Origin of the sequence: Cryobacterium breve (assembly GCF_027594785.1) — a bacterium.
GTDB lineage: Bacteria > Actinomycetota > Actinomycetes > Actinomycetales > Microbacteriaceae > Cryobacterium > Cryobacterium breve_A.
On the sequence record NZ_CP075584.1, the window covers coordinates 1,237,312 to 1,256,467 of the forward strand.

Here is a 19,156-nt window from a genome sequence, read left to right on the forward strand (position 1 = left end):
CGGCTCCGGGCTGGCGGACGCGCGCTGAGCCTCCCGCGGGACCGCCCGCGGGATCCGCGGGGAGCGCCGCGACAGGCTCGACGGCCACCCCGACCGCGATGGGACTCCAGTTCGAGCTCCGCGAGCTGACCCCGCGCACCGACGAACGCTGGCGCGGGCCCACCGCGCAGACGGTCACGAGTCTCCGCGGCGGCCACGGCGCGCTCAGGCTCGGCGTGCGCCCGGTCGTCCTGAACCCGCGTGGCAACTGGGTGCGCGGCAACGTGACCTGGAACCAGTTGTCCTTCCACGTGAACCGGCTCTCCCTCAACCCCGAGCACAAGCGCTGGCTCAGCGAGCTCTGGGCGCTGAACCGCGCGGTGCGCGGTGTGTACACGAACCAGGAGGCCGACTGGCTCTACCTCGACGACTTCGAAAGCTCCCTGCTCTGGGCCCACCTCGGCGAGGCGCGCCGGCTCGGGATCGCTCTCGTCGGCACGAAGAAGGGCGCGACCGTCTCCGTGGCGACGGACGCCGTTGTCGGACTCAACGTCACGCACACCCCGCCCGCAACCGGGGAAACGACTCCTGCCGAGAGCCCGCCCGGACTGCGCCTCACCACGACGCTCACGATCGACGGCGAGGCACAGTCGCCCGCCCAGGCCGGCGCGATCGGCAACCACGGCGTCTACGTCTATGCGCAGACGCCCCCCACCTCATCGACCACGGCCCCGGCGAAGTCCCCGCCCAGGGCCTCCGCCCTCGCCCTGTCATTCCTCCTCGCCCCCACCCGCGGGCAGCTCAGCCCGGAACAGAGCCGCCTGCTCGGGGTGCCGGCCAGCGTGGTCGTGCCCGCGTCCGAGACGGACGAGTTCCTCGCCGACTACTACCCGAGCCTCCGTCATGCGCTCCCGCTGACGAGCACGGATGCCTCGGTGCGCTTCCCGGAGGCCGCCGCGCCCGTCCTGGTGCTCACTGTGCGCTTCCTCCCGAAGCAGGCACTGAGCCTCGCCTGGGACTGGGAGCACCGCGAGGGCCGGGCCGTGACGCGCGTGCCGCTCGGCGCCGGCCCCGGCTTGGGATCCGACCTCGCCGGCCGGGACGTGGCCGCGGAGGCCGCTCTCCTCGCGGCCGTCGAGTTGCGGACAAATCACCTTCCCGAGCGCCGCGAGGGTGTTTTGTCCGCAACTCAGCCGGGCACCGCACCCGGCTCGCCCCCGGACACGCTGCGCGGTCTCGACGCGGCCGAGTTCACCGCCGAGGACCTCCCGCGGCTCGAGGAGTTGCGAGGGCTGCGGATCGACCGCATCGGCGCGGAACAGGGCTACCGCGAGCTCACCGAGACGCCCGAACTGACCATCACGACGGTCGAGACGAACCAGCGGGACTGGTTCGACCTGGGCGTGATCGTCACGATCGACGGCCGCACGGTACCCTTCGGACCCCTGTTCAAGGCGCTCGCCCTCGGCAAGCCGAAGCTGCTGATGATCGACAACACCTATCTCTCGCTGCGCCAGCCCGCGTTCGAGCGGCTGCGGACGCTGATCGACGAGGCCCGCAGCCTCACCGAGTGGGAGACCGGCCTGCGGATCAGCCGCTACCAGGCCCAGCTCTGGGCCGAGTTCGAGGATCTCGCCGAACACACCGAGCAGGCCGCGGCCTGGCGGTCCGCGGTGTCCGGACTGCTCGAACGAACCCGCGCGGTCGACGACGGCGACGGCCGCGGTCTCCTCGCGCCCGTGCCGGTACCCGCGGGAGTGACCGCGACCCTGCGCCCGTACCAGCTCGAGGGTTTCGCCTGGCTCGCGTTCCTCTGGAAGCATCGCCTCGGCGGCATCCTCGCCGACGACATGGGCCTCGGCAAGACGTTGCAGGCACTGACCCTGATCGAGCACGCGACGCGCGAACCCGACCCCGAAACCGAACCCGGGCCAGAACGCGGCCCGGCGCCCGCCCGACCGCATCGCCCCTTCCTCGTGGTCGCTCCGACCTCCGTCGTCTCCAACTGGATTGCCGAGGCCGCCCGCTTCACCCCCGGCCTCCGCGTGCACGGCGTCGAGACCACGCAGTCGACCGTCCTCGGTCGCGGCGGCACAACGCTCGCGGATGCGGCCCTGCACCACGACGTGATCGTCACCTCCTATACACTCTTCCGTCTCGACTTCGCGGCGTACCGCGCCCAGGGCTGGGCCGGGCTGATCCTCGACGAGGCCCAGTTCCTGAAGAACCACGCGTCCCGGCTGCACGCCTGCGCCCGCGACCTCGACGCGCCCTTCAAACTCGCCATCACCGGGACGCCGATGGAGAACCGGCTGCTCGAGCTCTGGTCCTTGTTCGCGATCGTCGCACCCGGGCTCTTCCCCTCCGCCCGCCGGTTCAGCGAGGAGTACGTCCGCCCGATCGAGAACCGCGACGAACACGGCGTGCGACCTGCAGGCACCACAACCGACGGCGGGCAGCCCGGGAACCCGGCGCTCATCGATCGGCTGCGCCGCCGCATCCGCCCCCTGATCATGCGCCGCACCAAAGACGTCGTCGCCCGGGAACTTCCGGAGAAACAGGAGCAGGTGCTCCGCATCGAACTGAACCCGCGGCACCGGGCGCTCTACGACACTTTCCTGCAGCGCGAACGACAGAAGCTCTTCGGCCTGATCGAGGACCTTGACGCAAACCGGTTCATCGTGTTCCGGTCCCTGACACTGCTGCGAATGCTGAGCCTCGACCCCTCCCTGCTCGGCGACACCTACGCGGACGTGCCCTCGAGCAAGCTCGACGCGCTCTTCGACCAGCTCGACGACGTCGTCGCCGAGGGCCACCGGGCGCTCGTGTTCAGCCAGTTCACCTCGTTCCTCGGCAAGGCCGCCGCACGGCTCGACGCCCAGGGCACCCCGTACTGTTACCTCGACGGTTCGACCCTGAAGCGCTCCGAGGTCATCGACCGGTTCAAAACCGGCACGGCGCCCGTGTTCCTGATCAGCCTCAAGGCCGGCGGCTTCGGCCTCACCCTGACCGAGGCGGACTACGTGTTCCTGCTCGACCCGTGGTGGAACCCGGCGACGGAGACGCAGGCGATCGACCGCACCCACCGCATCGGCCAGACCCGCACGGTCATGGTCTACCGGCTCGTCGCCGCGGACACCATCGAGGACAAGGTGATGGCGCTCAAGGAGCGCAAGGCCCTGCTCGTCGGCTCCGTTCTCGACGGTGCCGGCCTCGACGGTGCCGGCCTGGACGGTGCCGGCCTGGACGGTGCCGGCCTGGAGGGTGCGGCGGTGGCAACGGATGCCGGCGACGACTTCACCGCGGCCGACATCCGGGCGCTCCTCGCGCCCTGAGCCCCGCCGGCCGCCAGCCTGCGGCTCGCGTGCGACCTAAGCGGACGCCGGCAGCTCGGCGGCAATCGACGCGGCCCAGGCATCGATCGCGACCCAGTCGCGGAAATCACCCTCCGGGAGCAGGTCCCGGCCGGCCGGGATCATTCGCACGAGCCGGTCGCGGCGGCGCAGCGCCTCCGGGTTGAGCGCCCCGAAGAACACCTTGGTTCCCTGCGGTTCGAGCGCGGCCACGAACTCGTCGAACTGCTTCGGCTCGGCCTCGAGGATCAGTTCGCGCCCTTCGGCGTTCCTGGTCGCGGTACCGAGCGGGCCGCTGCTGAACAACCAGAGCGGGCGGGAGGTGAGCAGGCTCGAGGTTGCCGCGAACGAAGTCGACGGCATCTTTCCGCCACGAGCCCATGTACGCGGAGCCTGCCGATCACGAACGCGGTGTACCGGTCGGGATTCTCCACGGCCGAGACGGGCTTCGCTTCGGCGTCGCGCCCTGCCTCGCGCAGCTTCCGCGCGATGCGCTCGGCGATCCCCTCCGTGGCACCGTACTTGCTCGAATACCCCACGAGAACCACCACGGTCCGCCTCCTGTGCTTCGGTCTTGCCTGCACTGCCATTCTGCTCCTCCCCGCGTCCGCGGCAGCCCGGAAGCCTGCCCCTCGTTCGGGTGTTCGCAGCGGATTTCCGGGACCTCCCCGCTGATATGCTGGGCAGACGCAGGCGGAGGGGCACCGGTACAATGACAACGCTGGCTCGCCGCCTCGGCACGTTCGTTCGGTATGTGGCCTCATCAGGCAATTGGCTTGTCTGGTTCACGTGCCTCCTGCTCTCCGCCTACACGGTCGCGCTCGTCTCGCAGGGCTCGGAGTTCAGCCCCTTCGTCGATGTGTGGCTCGCGATCATCACGAAGCTGAGCCTCGTCGCCGTGGCGTGGACGGCCGTCTTTCGCGCCGGCTTCGACCGCCTCGAGATCGTCTTCTCGGCGAGCGCCATCACGATCGTGGTGGCGGCAGACAGCTACGCTTACTTCCGGCCCGATGATTCCAGGCAGTCGCAGGCCCTGCCCGACATCGGATACTTCTTCTTCTATCTCCTGATCGTCACGGCAATCGTGGTCCTTGCGCGCCGGCAGCGCCGCGCTCCGGGCTGGCCGGTCCTCCTCGAAGGTGCGATCGGAATCCTTGGTGCCGGTTCGGTGCTCGCGGCTCTCCTCACGCCGATCCTCGCTTCCGCAGGGACGACCATTGAGGCAGGCGCGACCGCCGTCGTCGTGACCTACCCGCTGTTCAACGCGATGCTCGTGCTCGTGATCGCCGGAACCGCGGCGACGCAGGGACCGGATCCCCGACGGCGGTGGATGCTGCTCGTGCTCGGGCTGATGATCTTCTCCGCGACCGAGATCGTCTACCTCCGTATCGGAGATGCCTACGTCATGGGCACCTCCCTCGACGCGGGCTGGGCGATCGGGCTCGGGCTCGTCGCCGTCTGGATCGATGCCTCGTCGCGCGAGACCGAGACGCACGGCCACGCCCAGGACAGCGTCGCTGCCGTCGCCGTTCCGATCGTCTCGACGGGCGCGGGCCTCGGGGTGCTGATCCTCGCGAGCCAGGTGCCTGTGACCGGCGTCGCCATCGCGCTGGCCGCGACCGCCCTCGCCCTCGCCTCCCTCCCGCTCGTGTCCCGGCAGATCGTGCTGCGGCGTCAGGCCAGGACCGACGACCTCACCGGGCTGCCGAACCGGCGCGCCCTGTACGGCGACGTCACCGCCCGGATCACCCGGGAGCCCCGGCGTCGCCGCGCCCTTCTCCTCCTCGACCTCGACAGGTTCAAGGAGGTCAACGACAGCCTCGGGCACAACGCCGGCGATCGTCTGCTCGTGCAGGCCGGCATCCGCCTGTCAGAGCAACTGGGCGAACAAGACCTGCTCGCCCGGCTCGGCGGCGACGAGTTCGCGATCCTTCTCGACGACGTCGGCCATGCCGAAGCCGTCGACTTCGCGATCCGGGTGCGCGCAGCACTCGCCGTGCCGTTCATCCTCGAGGGAATCGCCCTGCAGACCGGGGTGAGCGTGGGCATCGCGCTTTACCCGGAGCAGGGCAGCGACCTGACCGGACTGATGCGCAAGGCCGACATGGCCATGTACAAGGCGAAATCGACCAGAAGCGGCCACCACGTCTACCGCAGCAACGACGACAGCCACGGTGACCTGCGCCTGCGCACCCTCTCCGAACTGCGGCTCGCTCTCGAGGACGACCAGCTCATCGTGCATTACCAGCCCAAAATCGACCTCGCCTCAGGGAGCGTCGCCGGCGTCGAGGCTCTCGTGCGCTGGCAGCACCCCACCCGCGGACTGCTCTTCCCCGACCAGTTCCTCGTGCTCATCGAAGAGGCCGGGCTCATGCACGCGCTGACCCAGCGGGTGCTCGCTGTCGCGCTCGACCAGGCGAAGGTCTGGACCGCCGCGTGGACCGGGGACCTGCCCCTCTCGATCGCCGTGAACCTGTCGGCGAGTTCCCTCGTCGACGCCGAGCTTCCCGAACGGATCGACACTCTCCTCGCGGAACGCGGCCTGCCTGGCTCGGTGCTCGAACTGGAGATCACCGAAGACTTCCTGATGAGCGACCGGGACCGGGCCAGGGACATTCTGGCCAGGCTCCGCGCGAATGACATCCGCATTTCGATCGACGACTTCGGCACCGGCTACAGCTCACTCGCCTATCTCCGCGACCTGCCCATCGACGAACTCAAGCTCGACCAGTCCTTCGTCTTCCCGCTCAAGGACGACCCGCGCGCCGCGGCGCTCGTGAAGTCCTCGATCGAGCTCGCGCACGGCCTCGGGCTGCGCATGGTCGCGGAGGGCGTCGAGAACGCCGCCACCTACGAGGCCCTCGCCGGTTTCGGCTGCGACCAGGCCCAGGGGTACTTCATCTCCCGGCCGATCCCGGCGGATGCCTTCGACCGATGGCACGCTGACCGCCGGTCGGTCGCGGAGCCGGTCGCCACGTGACGATCCTGCGCGGAGGGGCGCGCACCCTGAAGGCGCCGAGCCAGGATCCGGAGCTCTCGGCCGGGCAGCCGTCGAGCCGACCGCTGTGGATCATGGGCGTCCCGCTCGCACTCTACGTCGTGATGCTCATCGGCAAGGGCAGCGGTTACAGCGTCGTCGTCGACTTCGGCGTCGCCGAGCTCGTTGGTCTGGCGGCCGTCGTGGTCTGTTGGGCCGCCGTCCGCCGGGCCGGCTTCGTGCGGCGGGAAGTGACACTCGCCGCCGCCGCGGTCACGTGCAACGTCCTCGGCGACATCACCTTCACCGTGTTCACCCAGTTCTTCGGGGATCCCGGCTCCCCCTCGCTCGCCGACGTGTTCTATCTGGCCTTCTACGGCCTCATCGTCTCCTCCCTCTTCGTCACTGCCCGGCGGCAGGCTCCGCAGGGTGCCCTGGGCGGCCTTCCTGAACAGTGCCGTCGGCTCGGTCAGTGTCGCCGCGTTCATGGCCGTCATCCTCAACCCGGTGCTCGTCTCTGCGTCAGCCGAGCCGTTGTCCCTCGAAACGGTCATCAGCCTCGCATACCCGTTGCTCGACCTTCTGTTGATCGCGGCCATCGCGGGCGTTGCTGCGCTGTATGGCCGTCATGCCGGGCGCGCCTGGGTCGCCCTCATCGCCGGCCTCGTGCTCTTCACGGGCGCAGACGTGGTCTTCGCGCTCCAGGACGGCGGCTACGCCCTCGGCACCCTGCTCGACGTCAGCTGGACGATCGGGATCGTGCTCATCGCCGTCTGGGTGGACCGGGCGTCGTACCCCGTGACCGGGCCGACGCGGGAGCCGAACGGTGTGATGGCGTTCGTCGTTCCGGCGATCGCGACGGCCGCTGGGCTCGGGATCCTCATCTACGCGACCCAGGTCCACATCTCGGCGCTCGCGATCGGTCTCGCCGGCGTCACCGTGGCTCTCGCGGTCATCCCGATGATCTCGCGGGAGCGGGGACTCAACCACCTCTCACGCACAGACGACCTGACCGGGCTGCCGAATCGCCGGGCCATGTATTCCGACGTCGCGGCGCGGCTCGCGTCCGACCGGAAGCAGGGCAGCGCGCTCCTCCTCCTCGACCTGGACCGGTTCAAGGAGGTCAACGACAGCCTCGGTCACGATGCCGGCGATCGACTCCTTGTTCAGGTGGGCGTGCGGTTGGCGCGCGAGCTCGGACCGCTCGACCTGCTGGCGCGGCTCGGCGGCGATGAGTTCGCGATCCTCGTCGCACGCAACAGGGATGGGGAGGCATCCGCTCTCGCCGATCGGTTGCGTGCGGCGCTTGCGGTGCCCTTCACGCTCGAGGGGATTTCACTGCAGACGAGTGTCAGCATCGGCATCGCACTGTACCCGAGTCATGGCCGCGACCTGAGCGCCTTGATGCGCAAGGCCGACACGGCGATGTATGTGGCGAAGTCCTGCGGCAGCGGGCATCACGTCTACCAGTCCGACGATGACCAGCACAGCGAGGTGCGCCTGCGCACCCTTCAGGAATTGCGGGAGGCCCTCGCCGAGGACCAACTGGCACTGCACTACCAGCCCCGCATCGACCTCGACACGTCAGAGGTCCATGCCGCCGAGGCGGTGGTCCGCTGGAACCACCCGGTGCGCGGCCTGTTGCAGCCCGCCGATTTCGTCGATCTCATCGAGGACGCCGGGCTCGTGAGGGCGATGTCGGAGACCATGCTTGTGCAGGCGCTCGACCAGGTGGTCGCCTGGCGGGACCACGGGCTCGACCTCGGCGTCGCGATCCGGCTTCCCCCTGCCGCGCTCATCGACGCCGGCCTCCCCGAACACCTCGGCGCCATGATCGCGAATCGGGGGTTGCCCGCGTTCGTTCTCACCCTCGAGATCAGCGAGGAGTTCCTGCTCGCCGACCAGTCCCGGGCGCGCGCGGTGCTCAACCGGTTGCGGAGCCAGGGCGTGCGGATGTCTGTCGACGACTTCGGGACGGGCTACAGTTCCCTCGCCCTGCTGCGCGACCTCGCCATCGACGAACTCCGCCTGGACGAATCCTTCATTGTGGCGATGGGACACGACGATCGTTCGTCGACCCTCGTCAATTCCGCGGTCGCCCTCGCCCACAGCCTCGGACTGCGGATGGTCGCGGAGGGTGTGGACAATGACGAGGCGTACGACGCCCTGGTGCGGTTCGGCTGCGACTCCGCCCAGGGCCGCGTGCTCAGCGAGCCGCTGCCCGCCGCCGAGTTCGAGGCCTGGCTGGCCGCCCGCCTTGTCGCGGAGCAGACCCGGGAGTAGAACGAGGAGTGGAGAGGAGCCGCATGTTCTGCTCCCAACGAAAGCTCGGACTGGCCGTCGTACTCGCGTTCAGCATGGTTCTGGTCGGCTGCGCGCCGTGGTTCCCCAGCCCGACGTCGGGCCCAACGTCGACGTCCGCTTCCACCCCCACCGACTCCCCCACCGCCTCCCCGTCAGCTCCCGGAACGGACCAGGCCACGCCGCCTCCCGACGACTCGACGGCGACCCCGCGGCCCGGAGATCAGGTACTCTCCGCCCGGGTCAGTTACGGCTGGGCGTGGCCCGGACCCGGGCAACCGGCAACGATCGGTCATGACACCGCGGTTCCGATCGCCCCGCCGCCGAGTCCCCCGCTGCCGTCACTGACCTCGATCGGCGCGGGGGCGCATCCGTTCGCGTCGCCGCCGTACGACCAGTTGAGCTTCCGGTTCGAGGGCGGCTTCCCGGGCTATGAGCTCGAATACGTTCCGACGCTGACGGGGGACGCCAGCGGCCTGCCGATTCCGATGGACGGGACCGCCAGCATCCTGCGCCTGGTGTTCCGCCTCGCGCAAGCCCACACCGAGGACGGCAGTTCGAGTGTGCTCGAAGCGCCGCCCGCTGCGGTGGGCCTGTCTGCCATCACCCGGTACGTCCCGGCCGGGGACTTCGAGGGCACCGTCAGCTACGGGATCGGGGTCGGGCATCCGGTGCTGAGCACCGTGAACACCGCCGTGCGGGTGTACGAGGTCGAACGGATCGAACAGGGCCGCCACCTCTACGTCGTGGCCGTGCAGGTCGACGCAAGCCCCTGGCGCTGACGAGCGGCATGCCAGAATCGTCTCATGGTGACTTCCCCGCTCGAACAGCACCCGCAGCCTGACCACGCCGCGGCGGTCGTGTCGGTCAGCCTCGATGACGCGCACCGGTTCAGCAAGCCGGCCGCGTCGCGCATCCGCCTGCTCGAAGGGCTCGGCGTCGAGGGCGACGCCCACGCGGGCGTCACCGTGCGGCATCGCTACCACGTGAAGAAGGACCCGACGGCGCCGAACCTCACCCAGGTGCACCTGATCCCCGCCGAGCTCTTCGACGAGCTCGCCCACCGCGGTTTCACCGTGCGGCCCGGCGAGCACGGCGAGAACGTGACGACGAGAGGGATCGACCTCACCGCCCTCCCCCGCGGCACCCGGCTGCACCTCGGCGCTGACGCCGTCGTCGCACTGACCGGCCTGCGCAACCCCTGCTCGCTGATCAACGGGTACCAGGGCGGGCTGATGAAACAACTCATCGACACGGATGCCGACGGCCGCATCACGCGCAAGGCCGGGGTGATGAGCGTGGTCGCGTCCGGAGGCACGGTCGAGGCCGGCGACACCATCCGGATCGAACTGCCCGAGGGGGAACGGGTCCCCCTCGACGTCGTCTGACGGTCTAGGCGATGACCGGTTCCGAGGCGTGGAACCACGGCGGGTACACGGCGACCTTCGGGCGGTGACCGGACTCTGCGAGAATGCCGCGCACGACATCACGGACCTTGTCGTTTGCGACGGCGACGATGGTGACGAGCTCGAACGGGAAGGTCTCTTCGACCAGGAGCTCGGCCTCGAGGAGCGCGGCCGCGTCCTTCTCGGCACGCAGCCGGCGGAGCACCCGGTCGCTCGTTTCCGGCGTCGCACCGACACGGGTCAGCGTGCCTGCTGCGTCGCCGTCGGTGACGGCGATGACACCGAGGGAGGACTCGCCCGGCCCGGACTGGGCCTCGACGATCTTCTTGACGGTGCTGACGAGGATCACGAAGTCGAAGTTCTCGGCGTACGGGGCATCCCTGGACAGGCGCGGGTCCCCGGTGTTCGTGAGGATGTTGTCCCAGATGGTCGCGTTCGGGGAAAGGAAGAACGGCACGAAGTGCGCGACGGTCGTGTTCTCGGTGCCGGCGATCAGGGTGCTGCGGCGCTTCTCGCGATTCGGAGCCGACGAGATGTCGACGGCCGGTCGCACGGCCCAGGCCTCGCTCGCGTCGGCGAGGAGGCCGCCGCTCGAGAGGATGCCGGCGAGGTTGCGGATGTGGGTCAGGTGGTAGATGCGCTGTTCGCCGACGTTGTCGGGCGCGGATTTCGGTCCGATCGAAGACTTCGCCCTGGTCGAGGGGCGGGGACGGGTCACGCTCGTCGCGCCGGAGGCGGCGCTCGCCGGGGCGCTTCGGAGCGACGGCGGCTTCGAGGCTTTCTTCGGGCGGGCGGGCGACGGGGCGGACTTGGCCCGGCTCGCGCGCACAGCGGGTGCCGCGGGTACAGCCTCCGGAATCGGTTTCGGGAAACAGATGGCGCACAGGCCACCCTCGAGTCCGTGGATGCATTCGTTGCTCAAAGCCAGAAAACCTCTCGTGTTCGTGTCCCCCACATTCTTCGAATACCCGTGTTCGAAGATTACGACTCAACGCTACGGTCATTTTGCCCCGAGCGGTTACCGGGATCGGCCCGGATGCGGGTTATTGGACGCAGAATTCGTTTCCCTCCGGATCGGCCATGATGACGTGATATTCCGGGAACGGCCCCCACGACTCGTCAACCACCCGGAGCACGGATGCCCCCAGCGCGACGATCCGATCCCGCTCCGCGTCGACCTCCTCCCGGCTCGGCGCCCGTCCCGGTACCGCGTTGATGTCGAGGTGCACCCTGTTCTTGACGGTTTTGCCCTCAGGGACCCGTTGGAAGAACAACCGCGGAAGTTTGCCCTCCGGGTCGCCGGCGATGCTGCGCGTCTCGAGGTCGGCCTCGGTGAGGTCGCTCGTGAGCACGAGTTCGCGCAGGCTCCGGCGGCCACTCGGCGCGGGGATAGCCGAGCACGTCCGCCCAGAAATGCGAGAGCTCGCGCGGATGCTCGCAGTCGAAAACGATGTTGCCAATCTTGCCGGGCATGGTCCCTCCTCGGGGTCGGGGTCTTCGCGACTACTATGCACCCTTACGACGGAGCAGGCTGCGGTCTACTCTGGGCCCCATCGGGCTCGTCCGGGGCCCGGGGCACGGACCAGGAGAGTCAGATGAAGGCCGAACAGATCACCCTTGAACCCCGCACGCTCCTCGGAGTCCATGAGGTGATCCCGATGAGCAGGTTGACCGAATACTTCGAGCGCGCCTTCCAGACCGCCGCGGCCGAACTCGGCAGGCTGGGATCCCACCCGAGCGGGCCGCCGATCGCGCTCTATCACGGAGCCCCGACGGATGCAGCGGTCGACGTGACCGCCGGATTCCCCGTTGTCGACGACGTCAGCGCGACCAGGGCGGTCGAAGTCGTGCACCTTCCGTCCGGTCCAGCGGTCGAGACGTTCCACGTGGGCCCGTACGAGACCCTGCCCGCGACGTATACGGCCGTCACGGACTGGATCACCGAGCAGAAGCTCGCCGTCGCCGGGGACATGTGGGAGGAATACCTGGTCGGTCCCGACACGGAACCCGACCCTGCTCAGTGGCGCACCCGGATCGTGTTCCCGCTCGCCTGAGCGAGCCACGCGTTTTCGAAACGCGGGCGCAACATTCGCCCTCTAGCATGAGCACGCGACCTGTGACCATGACGAGCCAGGAGAAGGCGATGACACGAAGCTCCCGCTGGGAACGCGCGACAGACACTCCCCTGCTCGCCCTCGGAATCGCGTTCCTGATCGCGTATGCGACGCCGATCATAGCGCCGGAGATCAGTCCGGGCTGGCACCTGTTCCTCGAGTGGATCGAGATCGGGACCTGGGCGGCCTTCGCGGTCGACTTCGTCGTGCGGGTGAGCCTCGCGGAGGACCGCCGCGCGTTCGTGCGCACCCATATCCTCGACCTGCTCGCGGTCGCCCTCCCGTTGTTCCGGCCGTTGCGGGCCCTGCGAGTGGTTTCGATCGTGATCCTGTCCACCCGCCGGCTGAGCAAGGTGCTCAAGAACCGGGTGATGACCTATGTGGGAATCACTGCGGTGTCGGTCTGGTTCATCGCGGGCCTCGCGGTGACCGACGCGGAACGGAACGCGACCGGCGCCAACATTCTCACGGTGTGGGACGGCTGGTGGTGGTCGTTCATCACCATGGCCACCGTCGGGTTCGGCGACCACTTCCCCGTCACGACCGACGGGCGTCTCGTCGCGGTCGGCCTTGTCGTCACCGGGATCGCGCTGATCGGCACCATCACCGCGTACATCGCGTCCTGGTTCGCAAGCGCGGGCCGCGAGGCCGAGGAAGCGATCAAGGTCGAGCTCGGCGTGAACGAGGATAAGCTCGACGCCCTCACCATCGAGATCGGCGAGCTCAAAGCCCTCGTCGCGCGCCTGGCCGGGCAGCCGCTCCCGGCTCCGCCGACCGCGGACTGACGCTTCGGCCGACCCAGATTTCCCGGATTGCTCAGATGTCGAAGTCGGCGCGCGGCGGCGCCGTGCTGATCTCGGCCGCGGTCGCGATCTGCGTCGCGGTCTTCGACGCCGAGCGGGCGGCATCCGTCTCGCGAATGCTCTTCCGGGCACTCTGCCGGAGCGTCTGCGTCGGCGGTTCCTCGGTGTAGGACGACGTGACCATGATCGGCATATGGTCGGACGTCCCGCGCGGGAGCGTCTCGACGTTCTCGATGGTCAGGCCGACCGAGGTGGCGAGGTCGAAGTGGCCCCGGAAGAACTTGTAGCGCGTGTACGTGCGGGTGTCACTCAGGGTGAGGTCGTAGCCGGACTCCGTGACCTTGTCGCCGAGGTTGCCCTTGAAGATCGGGTAGTTGTAGTCGCCGACCATGAGCGTCGGCAGGCCGGGGCCGAGCCGGTTGAGTTCCTCGTGCGCCGAGCGGATCTGGTTGCGGCGGAGGGAATTACGCGCGGTCAGGGGCGCGGCGTGGAACGACGCGACGACGAGTTCGCGTTCGACCTGCCTGTCGATCAGGCGGGTGCCGATCAGGCGCTCGTGCGCCGGGCGCAGGACCATGTCGTGCAGGGATTTCTTGAGCGCGAAGGCCTGCGTAGTCACGGCCTCGAACCGGTCCTGGCGGTAGTAGATCGCGAGGCCGAGCCGGTTGGTCAGGGTCGAGTCTGCGAGGTGGAGCGTGCCGATGTCGTCGGGCAGCTCGAGGGTGTCCGCTTCCTGGAGGCAGAGCACGTCCGGCTCGTAGGTGACGGAGAGCGCGGCGAGTTCGCCGACCGCCCGGTTCTTCCGAAGGTTGTAGCTGATGACCCGCACGTCTCTGACCTGGCTTCCGACTCGTGATGGTTATTCAAGCCTAATGCGCCTGCCTGAGTTGCGGAGAAAACACCTTCTTTGCTCCCGGGAAGGTGTTTTCTCCGAAACTCAGCGACCAGGGAGCGTTTATGAGCGGCTCAGGAGCGCGAACGCCTTACCCCGGTCCAGCCGCGGCTGCGCAAGCGTCGTTCGAGTCGAGCAACGAGCGCGATCGCTGAGTGCAGGTCGTCGTCCGTGTACTGCAGCATCTGCCAGCCATTGTCCTCGAGACCTCCCACCCGGCGGATGTCCCTCCGCCATTGAGTCCGATCCGTGCGGTGCTGATCCCCCTGGTACTGCCACTCCGACGTGCAGCGGCAGCGCGGAATCGAGGCGCGGCGGCAGCGGAAGCCTCATCAAACGCGCGGCGGTCGCGTGTGTGAAGAAGGCGTGTGGCGGCATCCGTATGGTCAATGCCTCGCACAGCGTGTCGAGATCTGTGACGGCCCCGGGAGGGAGGCGGACTCCCCACAGCGCCTTCCCCAGATCGTTGCCGGCCAGGCGCGACCGACCGACCCCAGCCAGGCGAGCCGCACCCACGGTGAACGGGTTCTCATCGAAGGGAGAGGGGAGGGGAATTCGCGCAATCATCCCTCGAGGATGCCTTTTTCGCTGAGATTGCGCGCGAATTATCCACAGTCCCGGTGGCGGATGCCCCGGCCGAGTTTCAGTTGCGGAGAAAGCACCCCGATGCGCACCGGGAAGGTGTTTTCTCCGCAACTCAGCGGTCGATTCAGGCTGAGAGGAGTGTCGGGTGGGGTCATTGCACAATGGTGCCGTGCGTCGGTAGTTTGGTCGCGACGACGGGCGAGTCCGAGGAGGCCAGATCTATGACCGTGAAGCGGCCGGGCGCGGTGACTTTCGCCGTGGTGCTGATGTACATCGGCGGGATCGCGCAGATCGTCCTCGGCATCCTGACCATCTTCCTGCGGTACGTGCCCGATGTGGCCGCTGATGGGGTTGCCTTTGCCGTGACGCTGACGGGGGCCGGCATGATCCTGTTCGGCCTGTTCGTCGTCGCTCTCGCTTCCGGGGTCTCGCGCGGGAGCCGGGTCTCGCGGTTGAGTGCGACGGTCGTGGTCGTGCTGGCCCTCGCGCTCATGGTCGCCGACCTGATCGTCGCGGATGATGGGGACTGGTCTGGCGTCGCGATCCAGGGGCTCGTCGTCGTGTGCGTGGTCCTGCCGTTGTGGACGGGGGCTGGGCGCCGCTACTTCGCGGTGCGCTGAGCGAGGGCCCGTTCCGCGTCGCGACGGGCGATGCGCCGGTGCGCGAATCGCACGATCTCGATGAGCGCGATGCACACGACGGAGGTCGCGAGTATGAGCAGCGCCGTGGGCAGGGTGGGGTTGACGAGCTGCAGGAAGCTGCGGCTGATCGGCACCGAGTACACGAGCACGAGCCCGACCATCATCGCGCCGATGACGAGGCCTTTGAACCGGGTCACGGGGCGGGACAGGACCACGAGGATCCAGAGGCCGATGATGGTCAGGATGAGCGTGGAGCCGCTGCGGATCTCGGCCTCGGGGATCTCGAGGTTCGCGGCGAGCTTGGAGTATGCGGCCAGGCCGAAGGTCACGGCGACCCCAGCAGGAATCGCAAAGGTCAGCGAGCGGCGGAGGAAGCCCGGCACGTAGCGTTGCGCGTTCGGGAGCAGGGCGAGGAAGAACGCCGGGATGCCGATGGTGAGCCCGTCGGTGACGGACAGCTGCCGTGGCAGGAACGGGAACGGCAGCAGCAGGATCCCGAAGGTGATCGCGAGGAAGGTCGCGTACGCGGTCTTGGTGAGGAAGAGCATCGAGACGCGTTCGATGTTCGCGATCACCTGGCGTCCCTCCGCGACGACGCTCGGCAGGTGCGAGAACCGGCCGTCGAGCAGCACAAGCCGGGCGACCGCCTTGGTCGCGGCCGCGCCCGAATTCATGGCTATGCCGATATCGGCCTCCTTGATGGCAAGGGCGTCGTTCACGCCGTCTCCGGTCATGGCGACGGTGTGCCCTGCCGACTTCAGCACAACCACGATCCGCTTCTTCTGGTCTGGCGTGACCCGCCCGAACACGATGTACCGGTCCAGGATCCCGAGGAGATCCTCGTCCCGGTCGGGCAGCCCGCGAGCGTCGAAGCCGTCCGGCGCCTCCAGGCCGACGTCGCGGGCGATGGCCGCGACGGTGTGCGGGTTGTCACCGGAGATGATCCGCACTCCGACGTCCTGCGCCGCGAAGTAGGCGAGGGTGTCGTAGGCGTCTGGCCGGATGTTCTCCCGGAAGGTGAGCAACACGACAGGGACGGCGTCGCCCGGCACGGTCTCATCGTCTGTCGGCGTGCCGTGGGCGAGCACGAGGGTGCGCCGGCCGGTGGCGGCCAGGTCGCGGGCCCGGGTCGCCACCGTGCGGAGGGCGCCGGTCCCGGGACCACCGCCGGGACCGCTGCCGGGGTCGCCTCCGGGGTCGGCGGCCGGGAAGACCATCTCGGGGCCGCCCAGGATCCACATGCCGTCGCCGAACACGACCGCGCTCCATTTGCGGGCGGAGGAGAACGGCACCCGATCGACGGGCTCCTCCTGGATCGGATCGGTGAAGCGGCCGGCCAGGCTCCGTGCGGTCGCGTTGGCATCGTGCTGTGCCCCGTACCAGGCCAGGACGCCCTCCCACCCGACGACCGGGGTCAACGGATGCGCGTCGTCGAAAACGATGTCGCCCTGGGTCAGGGTTCCGGTTTTGTCGAGACAGATGATGTCCACCCGGGCGAGTCCCTCGACGGCGGGCAGTTCCTGCACGAGCACCTGTTGCCGGGCGAGCTTCACGGCGCCGACGGCGAAGGTGATGCTCGTCATGAGCACAAGGCCGAGGGGCACCATCGCGACGACCGCGGCGATCGTGGCGGTCGCCGCGTCCCGCCACGCCCCGCCTGCGGACGCTTCCTCCCAGCCGCCCTGCGCGACCATCTGCGCGTTGAGCACCAGCAGGGCGATCGGACCGATGATCCACGCCACCCACTTCAGCACGCGGTTGATCGAGGTGCGGATTTCCGACGCGACGAGGGAGAACCGCTTCGCCTCGGCGGCGAGGGAATTCGCGAACGACTCAGCCCCGACCCGGTCGACGGCGGCAAGCCCTTCCCCCGCCACGACGATCGATCCGGAGAGCGCCCGGTCGCCGGGAACCTTTTCGACCGCATCCGATTCCCCGGTCAGCATCGACTCGTCGATCTGCAGTCCGCGCGAGCCGGACACGATCCCGTCGGCAGCGACCTGGTCGCCGGCGCGCAGCACGAGGGTATCGTCCATCACGACCGCGGCGACGTCGATCTCCTGCTCGATGCTGTCGCGAAGCACCCGCGCGTTCGGGGCGTTGAGGAGGGCCAGGCGGTCGAGGGCCCGCTTGGCCCGGTACTCCTGGACCGTGCCGATGATCGCGTTCGCGATCGCGCTGAAGCCGAACAGGGCATCCTGCCAGCGGCCGATCGCCAGAAGCACGAGGAAGCAGGCCAGGATGATGCCGTTGAAGAGGGTGAGCACATTGGCGCGCAGGATGCTCCACACACTGCGGCTGGTGTCCTGCACGAAGGCGTTGGTACGCCCGGCCGCGACGCGCTCGGCGACCTCTGCCGCGGTCAGCCCGGTGTCCGGCACCCCGTGTCCTCTCCGGGCCGCAGGGCCCCGATACCGGGCCGCACGACCCGGTGCGAATACGGTACGACCGGGGCCACGTTCGCGCTAGCCGGAACGGCGAACTTTCTCGCGCCGGTCGTCCGCGCGTCTCACGAGGCTCAGCGCCAGCCGAGGCCCGGGGCGACGTGGGTGACGATGCTCTCGAGGAGGCGCGCGTTGTAGGCGACTCCGAGCTGGTTGGGGATCGTCACGAGCACGGTGTCGGCGTCCTTCACCGCGGCATCCGTCGCCAGCTCGGCGACGATCTGGTCAGGCTCACCGACGTAGCTCTTGCCGAAGCGGGCGAGACCACCGTCGAGGTAGCCGACCTGGTCCTCGGATTCCCGGCTGCCCGGGCGACCGAAGTAGGCGCGGTCCTCGTCGGTGACAAGCGGCAGGATGCTGCGGCTCACCGATACCCGCGGCGTGCCGGGGTGCCCCGCGGCCGCCCAGGCTTCACGGTAGATCGCGATCTGCTCCGCCTGCAGATCACCGAACGGGACACCGGTGTCTTCGGTGAGAAGGGTCGAGCTCATCAGGTTCATGCCCTGCTCGCCCACCCATTTCGCGGTCGCCCGCGTGCCGGAGCCCCACCAGATCCGCTCGCCCAGTCCCGGAGCCTGCGGCTGGATCGGCAACAGGCCGGTGCCGGCCGACATCTGCGGGTTCGGGGTCGCGATCCCGGCCCCGATGATTGCGGCACGGAAGATGGACGTGTGCTCGCGGGCGACGTCCGCGTCGGTCTGCCCGTCGGCGGGAACATAGCCGCAGTTCTCGTAGCCGCGCTGCGCGGTTTCGGGCGACCCGCGACTGATGCCGAGCTGGAGACGCCCGTTGCTGATCAGGTCGGTGATCGCCGCTTCCTCCGCCATGTACAGCGGGTTCTCGTAGCGCATGTCGATGACGCCCGTGCCGAGTTCGATCCGGCTCGTGCGCGCCGCCATCGCCGCGAGCAGCGGAAACGGCGAGGCGAACTGCCGGGCGAAGTGGTGCACGCGCACGTACGCGCCGTCGACGCCGAGTTCCTCGGCGGCGACCGCGAGCTCCACCGTCTGCAGCAGCGCGTCTCGCGCGGTGCGGGCGAGGGAACCCCGCACCGCCTGGTGGTGGCCGAACGAGAGGAATCCGATGTGCTTCATGCCCGGTGCAGCGCGGACGGGCCGCCGGGTATTCCCGGCGGCCTCGCCGCACCGCCGTTCCCTGAACCGGACCGGAACGGACCGGGCCGGACCGGGCCGGGCCGGGCCGGGCCCGCTATGCGCGTTCGTTCCCGCGCCGCTTCACCCGGGGCACTCGCCGCACGGAGAGCCTGTCGAGGCGGCGTTCCACAACGGTGCCCTCGTCAAGGATCGTCGCGAGGGTGATGAGTTCGTCCACGAGTTCAGGCACGGGCCTCGCCTGGCAGCAGACGCACCAGCCGTGCGCGTCGAAACACGCGCGCAGGGCCTGCTCGTAGTAGTCCCTCGTGAGGCCGGGCACGTCGGATACCCGTGCCGTCGTCGTGGCCTGCAGCGAGTTCATCCCGCTGAACGAACGCCCGCAGCCACAGTCCCCGTATGGCGCCCAGCGGCTGTACGGGCACGGCTCGAGCATCCACACGAGCTCACCCTCGATACAGCCGTTCGAGTCGCTGGCGCGGGCACCCTGCGTCGCCCCGGTGGCCACCAAAACCTTCATTCCCGTCCTCCTCGGTCTCGGCACGAGCC

The 19,156-nt window shown here is 68.9% G+C and carries 16 protein-coding genes; 8 read left to right on the forward strand and 8 right to left on the reverse strand.

Annotated features, from left to right (window positions below; translation table 11 throughout):
* The first annotated feature begins 98 nt into the window (after nucleotides 1-98).
* Complete coding sequence (locus tag KIV56_RS06055) at nucleotides 99-3,314, forward strand: DEAD/DEAH box helicase (protein ID WP_281535531.1); 3,216 nt, start codon at nucleotides 99-101, stop codon at nucleotides 3,312-3,314.
* Nucleotides 3,315-3,350: 36 nt separating this feature from the next.
* On the opposite strand, the gene KIV56_RS06060 is transcribed toward KIV56_RS06055, so the two are convergent.
* Nucleotides 3,351-3,695: a hypothetical protein gene (locus KIV56_RS06060; RefSeq protein ID WP_281535532.1), complete on the reverse strand. Its 345-nt coding sequence runs from the start codon at nucleotides 3,693-3,695 to the stop codon at nucleotides 3,351-3,353.
* 349 nt (nucleotides 3,696-4,044) lie between these two features.
* Between KIV56_RS06060 and KIV56_RS06065 the strand changes: the two genes are divergently transcribed.
* The 4 genes from KIV56_RS06065 to KIV56_RS06080 all read left to right on the forward strand — a co-directional run bounded on the left by KIV56_RS06065 (nucleotide 4,045) and on the right by KIV56_RS06080 (nucleotide 9,998).
* Nucleotides 4,045-6,312, forward strand: coding sequence for a putative bifunctional diguanylate cyclase/phosphodiesterase (locus KIV56_RS06065; protein ID WP_281535533.1), 2,268 nt, complete (start codon nucleotides 4,045-4,047; stop codon nucleotides 6,310-6,312).
* 426 nt (nucleotides 6,313-6,738) lie between these two features.
* On the forward strand, nucleotides 6,739-8,592 hold the full coding sequence (locus KIV56_RS06070; protein WP_281535534.1) for a putative bifunctional diguanylate cyclase/phosphodiesterase: 1,854 nt from the start codon (nucleotides 6,739-6,741) through the stop codon (nucleotides 8,590-8,592).
* Nucleotides 8,593-8,615: 23 nt separating this feature from the next.
* The gene (locus tag KIV56_RS06075; RefSeq protein ID WP_281535535.1) at nucleotides 8,616-9,392 is read left to right on the forward strand and encodes an AMIN-like domain-containing (lipo)protein; all 777 of its coding nucleotides are present in this window, start codon (nucleotides 8,616-8,618) and stop codon (nucleotides 9,390-9,392) included.
* A 24-nt stretch (nucleotides 9,393-9,416) separates the two neighbouring features.
* Nucleotides 9,417-9,998: an MOSC domain-containing protein gene (locus tag KIV56_RS06080; RefSeq protein WP_281535536.1), complete on the forward strand. Its 582-nt coding sequence runs from the start codon at nucleotides 9,417-9,419 to the stop codon at nucleotides 9,996-9,998.
* A 4-nt stretch (nucleotides 9,999-10,002) separates the two neighbouring features.
* Here the strand turns inward: KIV56_RS06080 and KIV56_RS06085 are convergent, their stop codons facing one another.
* From KIV56_RS06085 to KIV56_RS20250, 3 genes are all read right to left on the reverse strand, one after another.
* Nucleotides 10,003-10,938, reverse strand: a complete 936-nt coding sequence (locus KIV56_RS06085) for a DarT ssDNA thymidine ADP-ribosyltransferase family protein (RefSeq protein WP_281535537.1) — start codon at nucleotides 10,936-10,938, stop codon at nucleotides 10,003-10,005.
* Between the two features lie 121 nt (nucleotides 10,939-11,059).
* Entirely contained in the window at nucleotides 11,060-11,368 is a 309-nt protein-coding gene (locus KIV56_RS06090; RefSeq protein WP_281535538.1) for a VOC family protein, read from the reverse strand.
* Nucleotides 11,268-11,489, reverse strand: a complete 222-nt coding sequence (locus KIV56_RS20250) for a VOC family protein (RefSeq protein ID WP_432432608.1) — start codon at nucleotides 11,487-11,489, stop codon at nucleotides 11,268-11,270. Before KIV56_RS20250 ends, KIV56_RS06090 begins: the two co-directional genes overlap by 101 nt.
* Nucleotides 11,490-11,611: 122 nt before the next feature.
* Between KIV56_RS20250 and KIV56_RS06095 the strand changes: the two genes are divergently transcribed.
* Together KIV56_RS06095 and KIV56_RS06100 are read left to right on the forward strand one after the other, a co-directional pair.
* Nucleotides 11,612-12,070 (forward strand): GyrI-like domain-containing protein, encoded by a 459-nt coding sequence (locus KIV56_RS06095; RefSeq protein WP_281535539.1) that lies wholly within the window; start codon nucleotides 11,612-11,614, stop codon nucleotides 12,068-12,070.
* A 47-nt stretch (nucleotides 12,071-12,117) separates the two neighbouring features.
* The gene (locus tag KIV56_RS06100; RefSeq protein ID WP_281535540.1) at nucleotides 12,118-12,915 is read left to right on the forward strand and encodes a potassium channel family protein; all 798 of its coding nucleotides are present in this window, start codon (nucleotides 12,118-12,120) and stop codon (nucleotides 12,913-12,915) included.
* A gap of 31 nt (nucleotides 12,916-12,946) precedes the next feature.
* Here KIV56_RS06100 and KIV56_RS06105 read toward each other — a convergent pair whose 3' ends face one another.
* Nucleotides 12,947-13,762 carry an endonuclease/exonuclease/phosphatase family protein gene (locus KIV56_RS06105; protein WP_348648481.1) on the reverse strand — a complete coding sequence of 272 codons (816 nt, stop codon included), beginning with the start codon at nucleotides 13,760-13,762 and terminating at the stop codon, nucleotides 12,947-12,949.
* 869 nt (nucleotides 13,763-14,631) lie between these two features.
* Here KIV56_RS06105 and KIV56_RS06110 point away from each other — a divergent pair.
* Entirely contained in the window at nucleotides 14,632-15,030 is a 399-nt protein-coding gene (locus KIV56_RS06110; protein WP_281535541.1) for a DUF7144 family membrane protein, read from the forward strand.
* Here the strand turns inward: KIV56_RS06110 and KIV56_RS06115 are convergent.
* From KIV56_RS06115 to KIV56_RS06125, 3 genes are all read right to left on the reverse strand, one after another.
* Nucleotides 15,012-17,432 carry an HAD-IC family P-type ATPase gene (locus KIV56_RS06115; protein WP_281535542.1) on the reverse strand — a complete coding sequence of 807 codons (2,421 nt, stop codon included), beginning with the start codon at nucleotides 17,430-17,432 and terminating at the stop codon, nucleotides 15,012-15,014. The two genes, KIV56_RS06110 and KIV56_RS06115, sit on opposite strands and share 19 nt — an antisense overlap.
* A 137-nt stretch (nucleotides 17,433-17,569) precedes the next feature.
* Nucleotides 17,570-18,589: an LLM class flavin-dependent oxidoreductase gene (locus KIV56_RS06120; RefSeq protein WP_281535543.1), complete on the reverse strand. Its 1,020-nt coding sequence runs from the start codon at nucleotides 18,587-18,589 to the stop codon at nucleotides 17,570-17,572.
* 115 nt (nucleotides 18,590-18,704) lie between these two features.
* Complete coding sequence (locus tag KIV56_RS06125) at nucleotides 18,705-19,127, reverse strand: DUF7715 family protein (protein ID WP_281535544.1); 423 nt, start codon at nucleotides 19,125-19,127, stop codon at nucleotides 18,705-18,707.
* Nucleotides 19,128-19,156: the final 29 nt, after the last annotated feature.

Coding starts and splice junctions, on each gene's coding strand:
- KIV56_RS06110 (WP_281535541.1), top strand. CDS start 14,632: ATGACCGTGAAGCGGCCGGGCGCGGTGACTTTCGCCGTGGTGCTGATG.
- KIV56_RS06120 (WP_281535543.1), bottom strand. CDS start 18,589: ATGAAGCACATCGGATTCCTCTCGTTCGGCCACCACCAGGCGGTGCGG.
- KIV56_RS06080 (WP_281535536.1), top strand. CDS start 9,417: ATGGTGACTTCCCCGCTCGAACAGCACCCGCAGCCTGACCACGCCGCG.
- KIV56_RS06095 (WP_281535539.1), top strand. CDS start 11,612: ATGAAGGCCGAACAGATCACCCTTGAACCCCGCACGCTCCTCGGAGTC.
- KIV56_RS20250 (WP_432432608.1), bottom strand. CDS start 11,489: ATGCCCGGCAAGATTGGCAACATCGTTTTCGACTGCGAGCATCCGCGC.
- KIV56_RS06100 (WP_281535540.1), top strand. CDS start 12,118: ATGAGCACGCGACCTGTGACCATGACGAGCCAGGAGAAGGCGATGACA.
- KIV56_RS06125 (WP_281535544.1), bottom strand. CDS start 19,127: ATGAAGGTTTTGGTGGCCACCGGGGCGACGCAGGGTGCCCGCGCCAGC.
- KIV56_RS06060 (WP_281535532.1), bottom strand. CDS start 3,695: ATGCCGTCGACTTCGTTCGCGGCAACCTCGAGCCTGCTCACCTCCCGC.
- KIV56_RS06065 (WP_281535533.1), top strand. CDS start 4,045: ATGACAACGCTGGCTCGCCGCCTCGGCACGTTCGTTCGGTATGTGGCC.
- KIV56_RS06055 (WP_281535531.1), top strand. CDS start 99: ATGGGACTCCAGTTCGAGCTCCGCGAGCTGACCCCGCGCACCGACGAA.
- KIV56_RS06075 (WP_281535535.1), top strand. CDS start 8,616: ATGTTCTGCTCCCAACGAAAGCTCGGACTGGCCGTCGTACTCGCGTTC.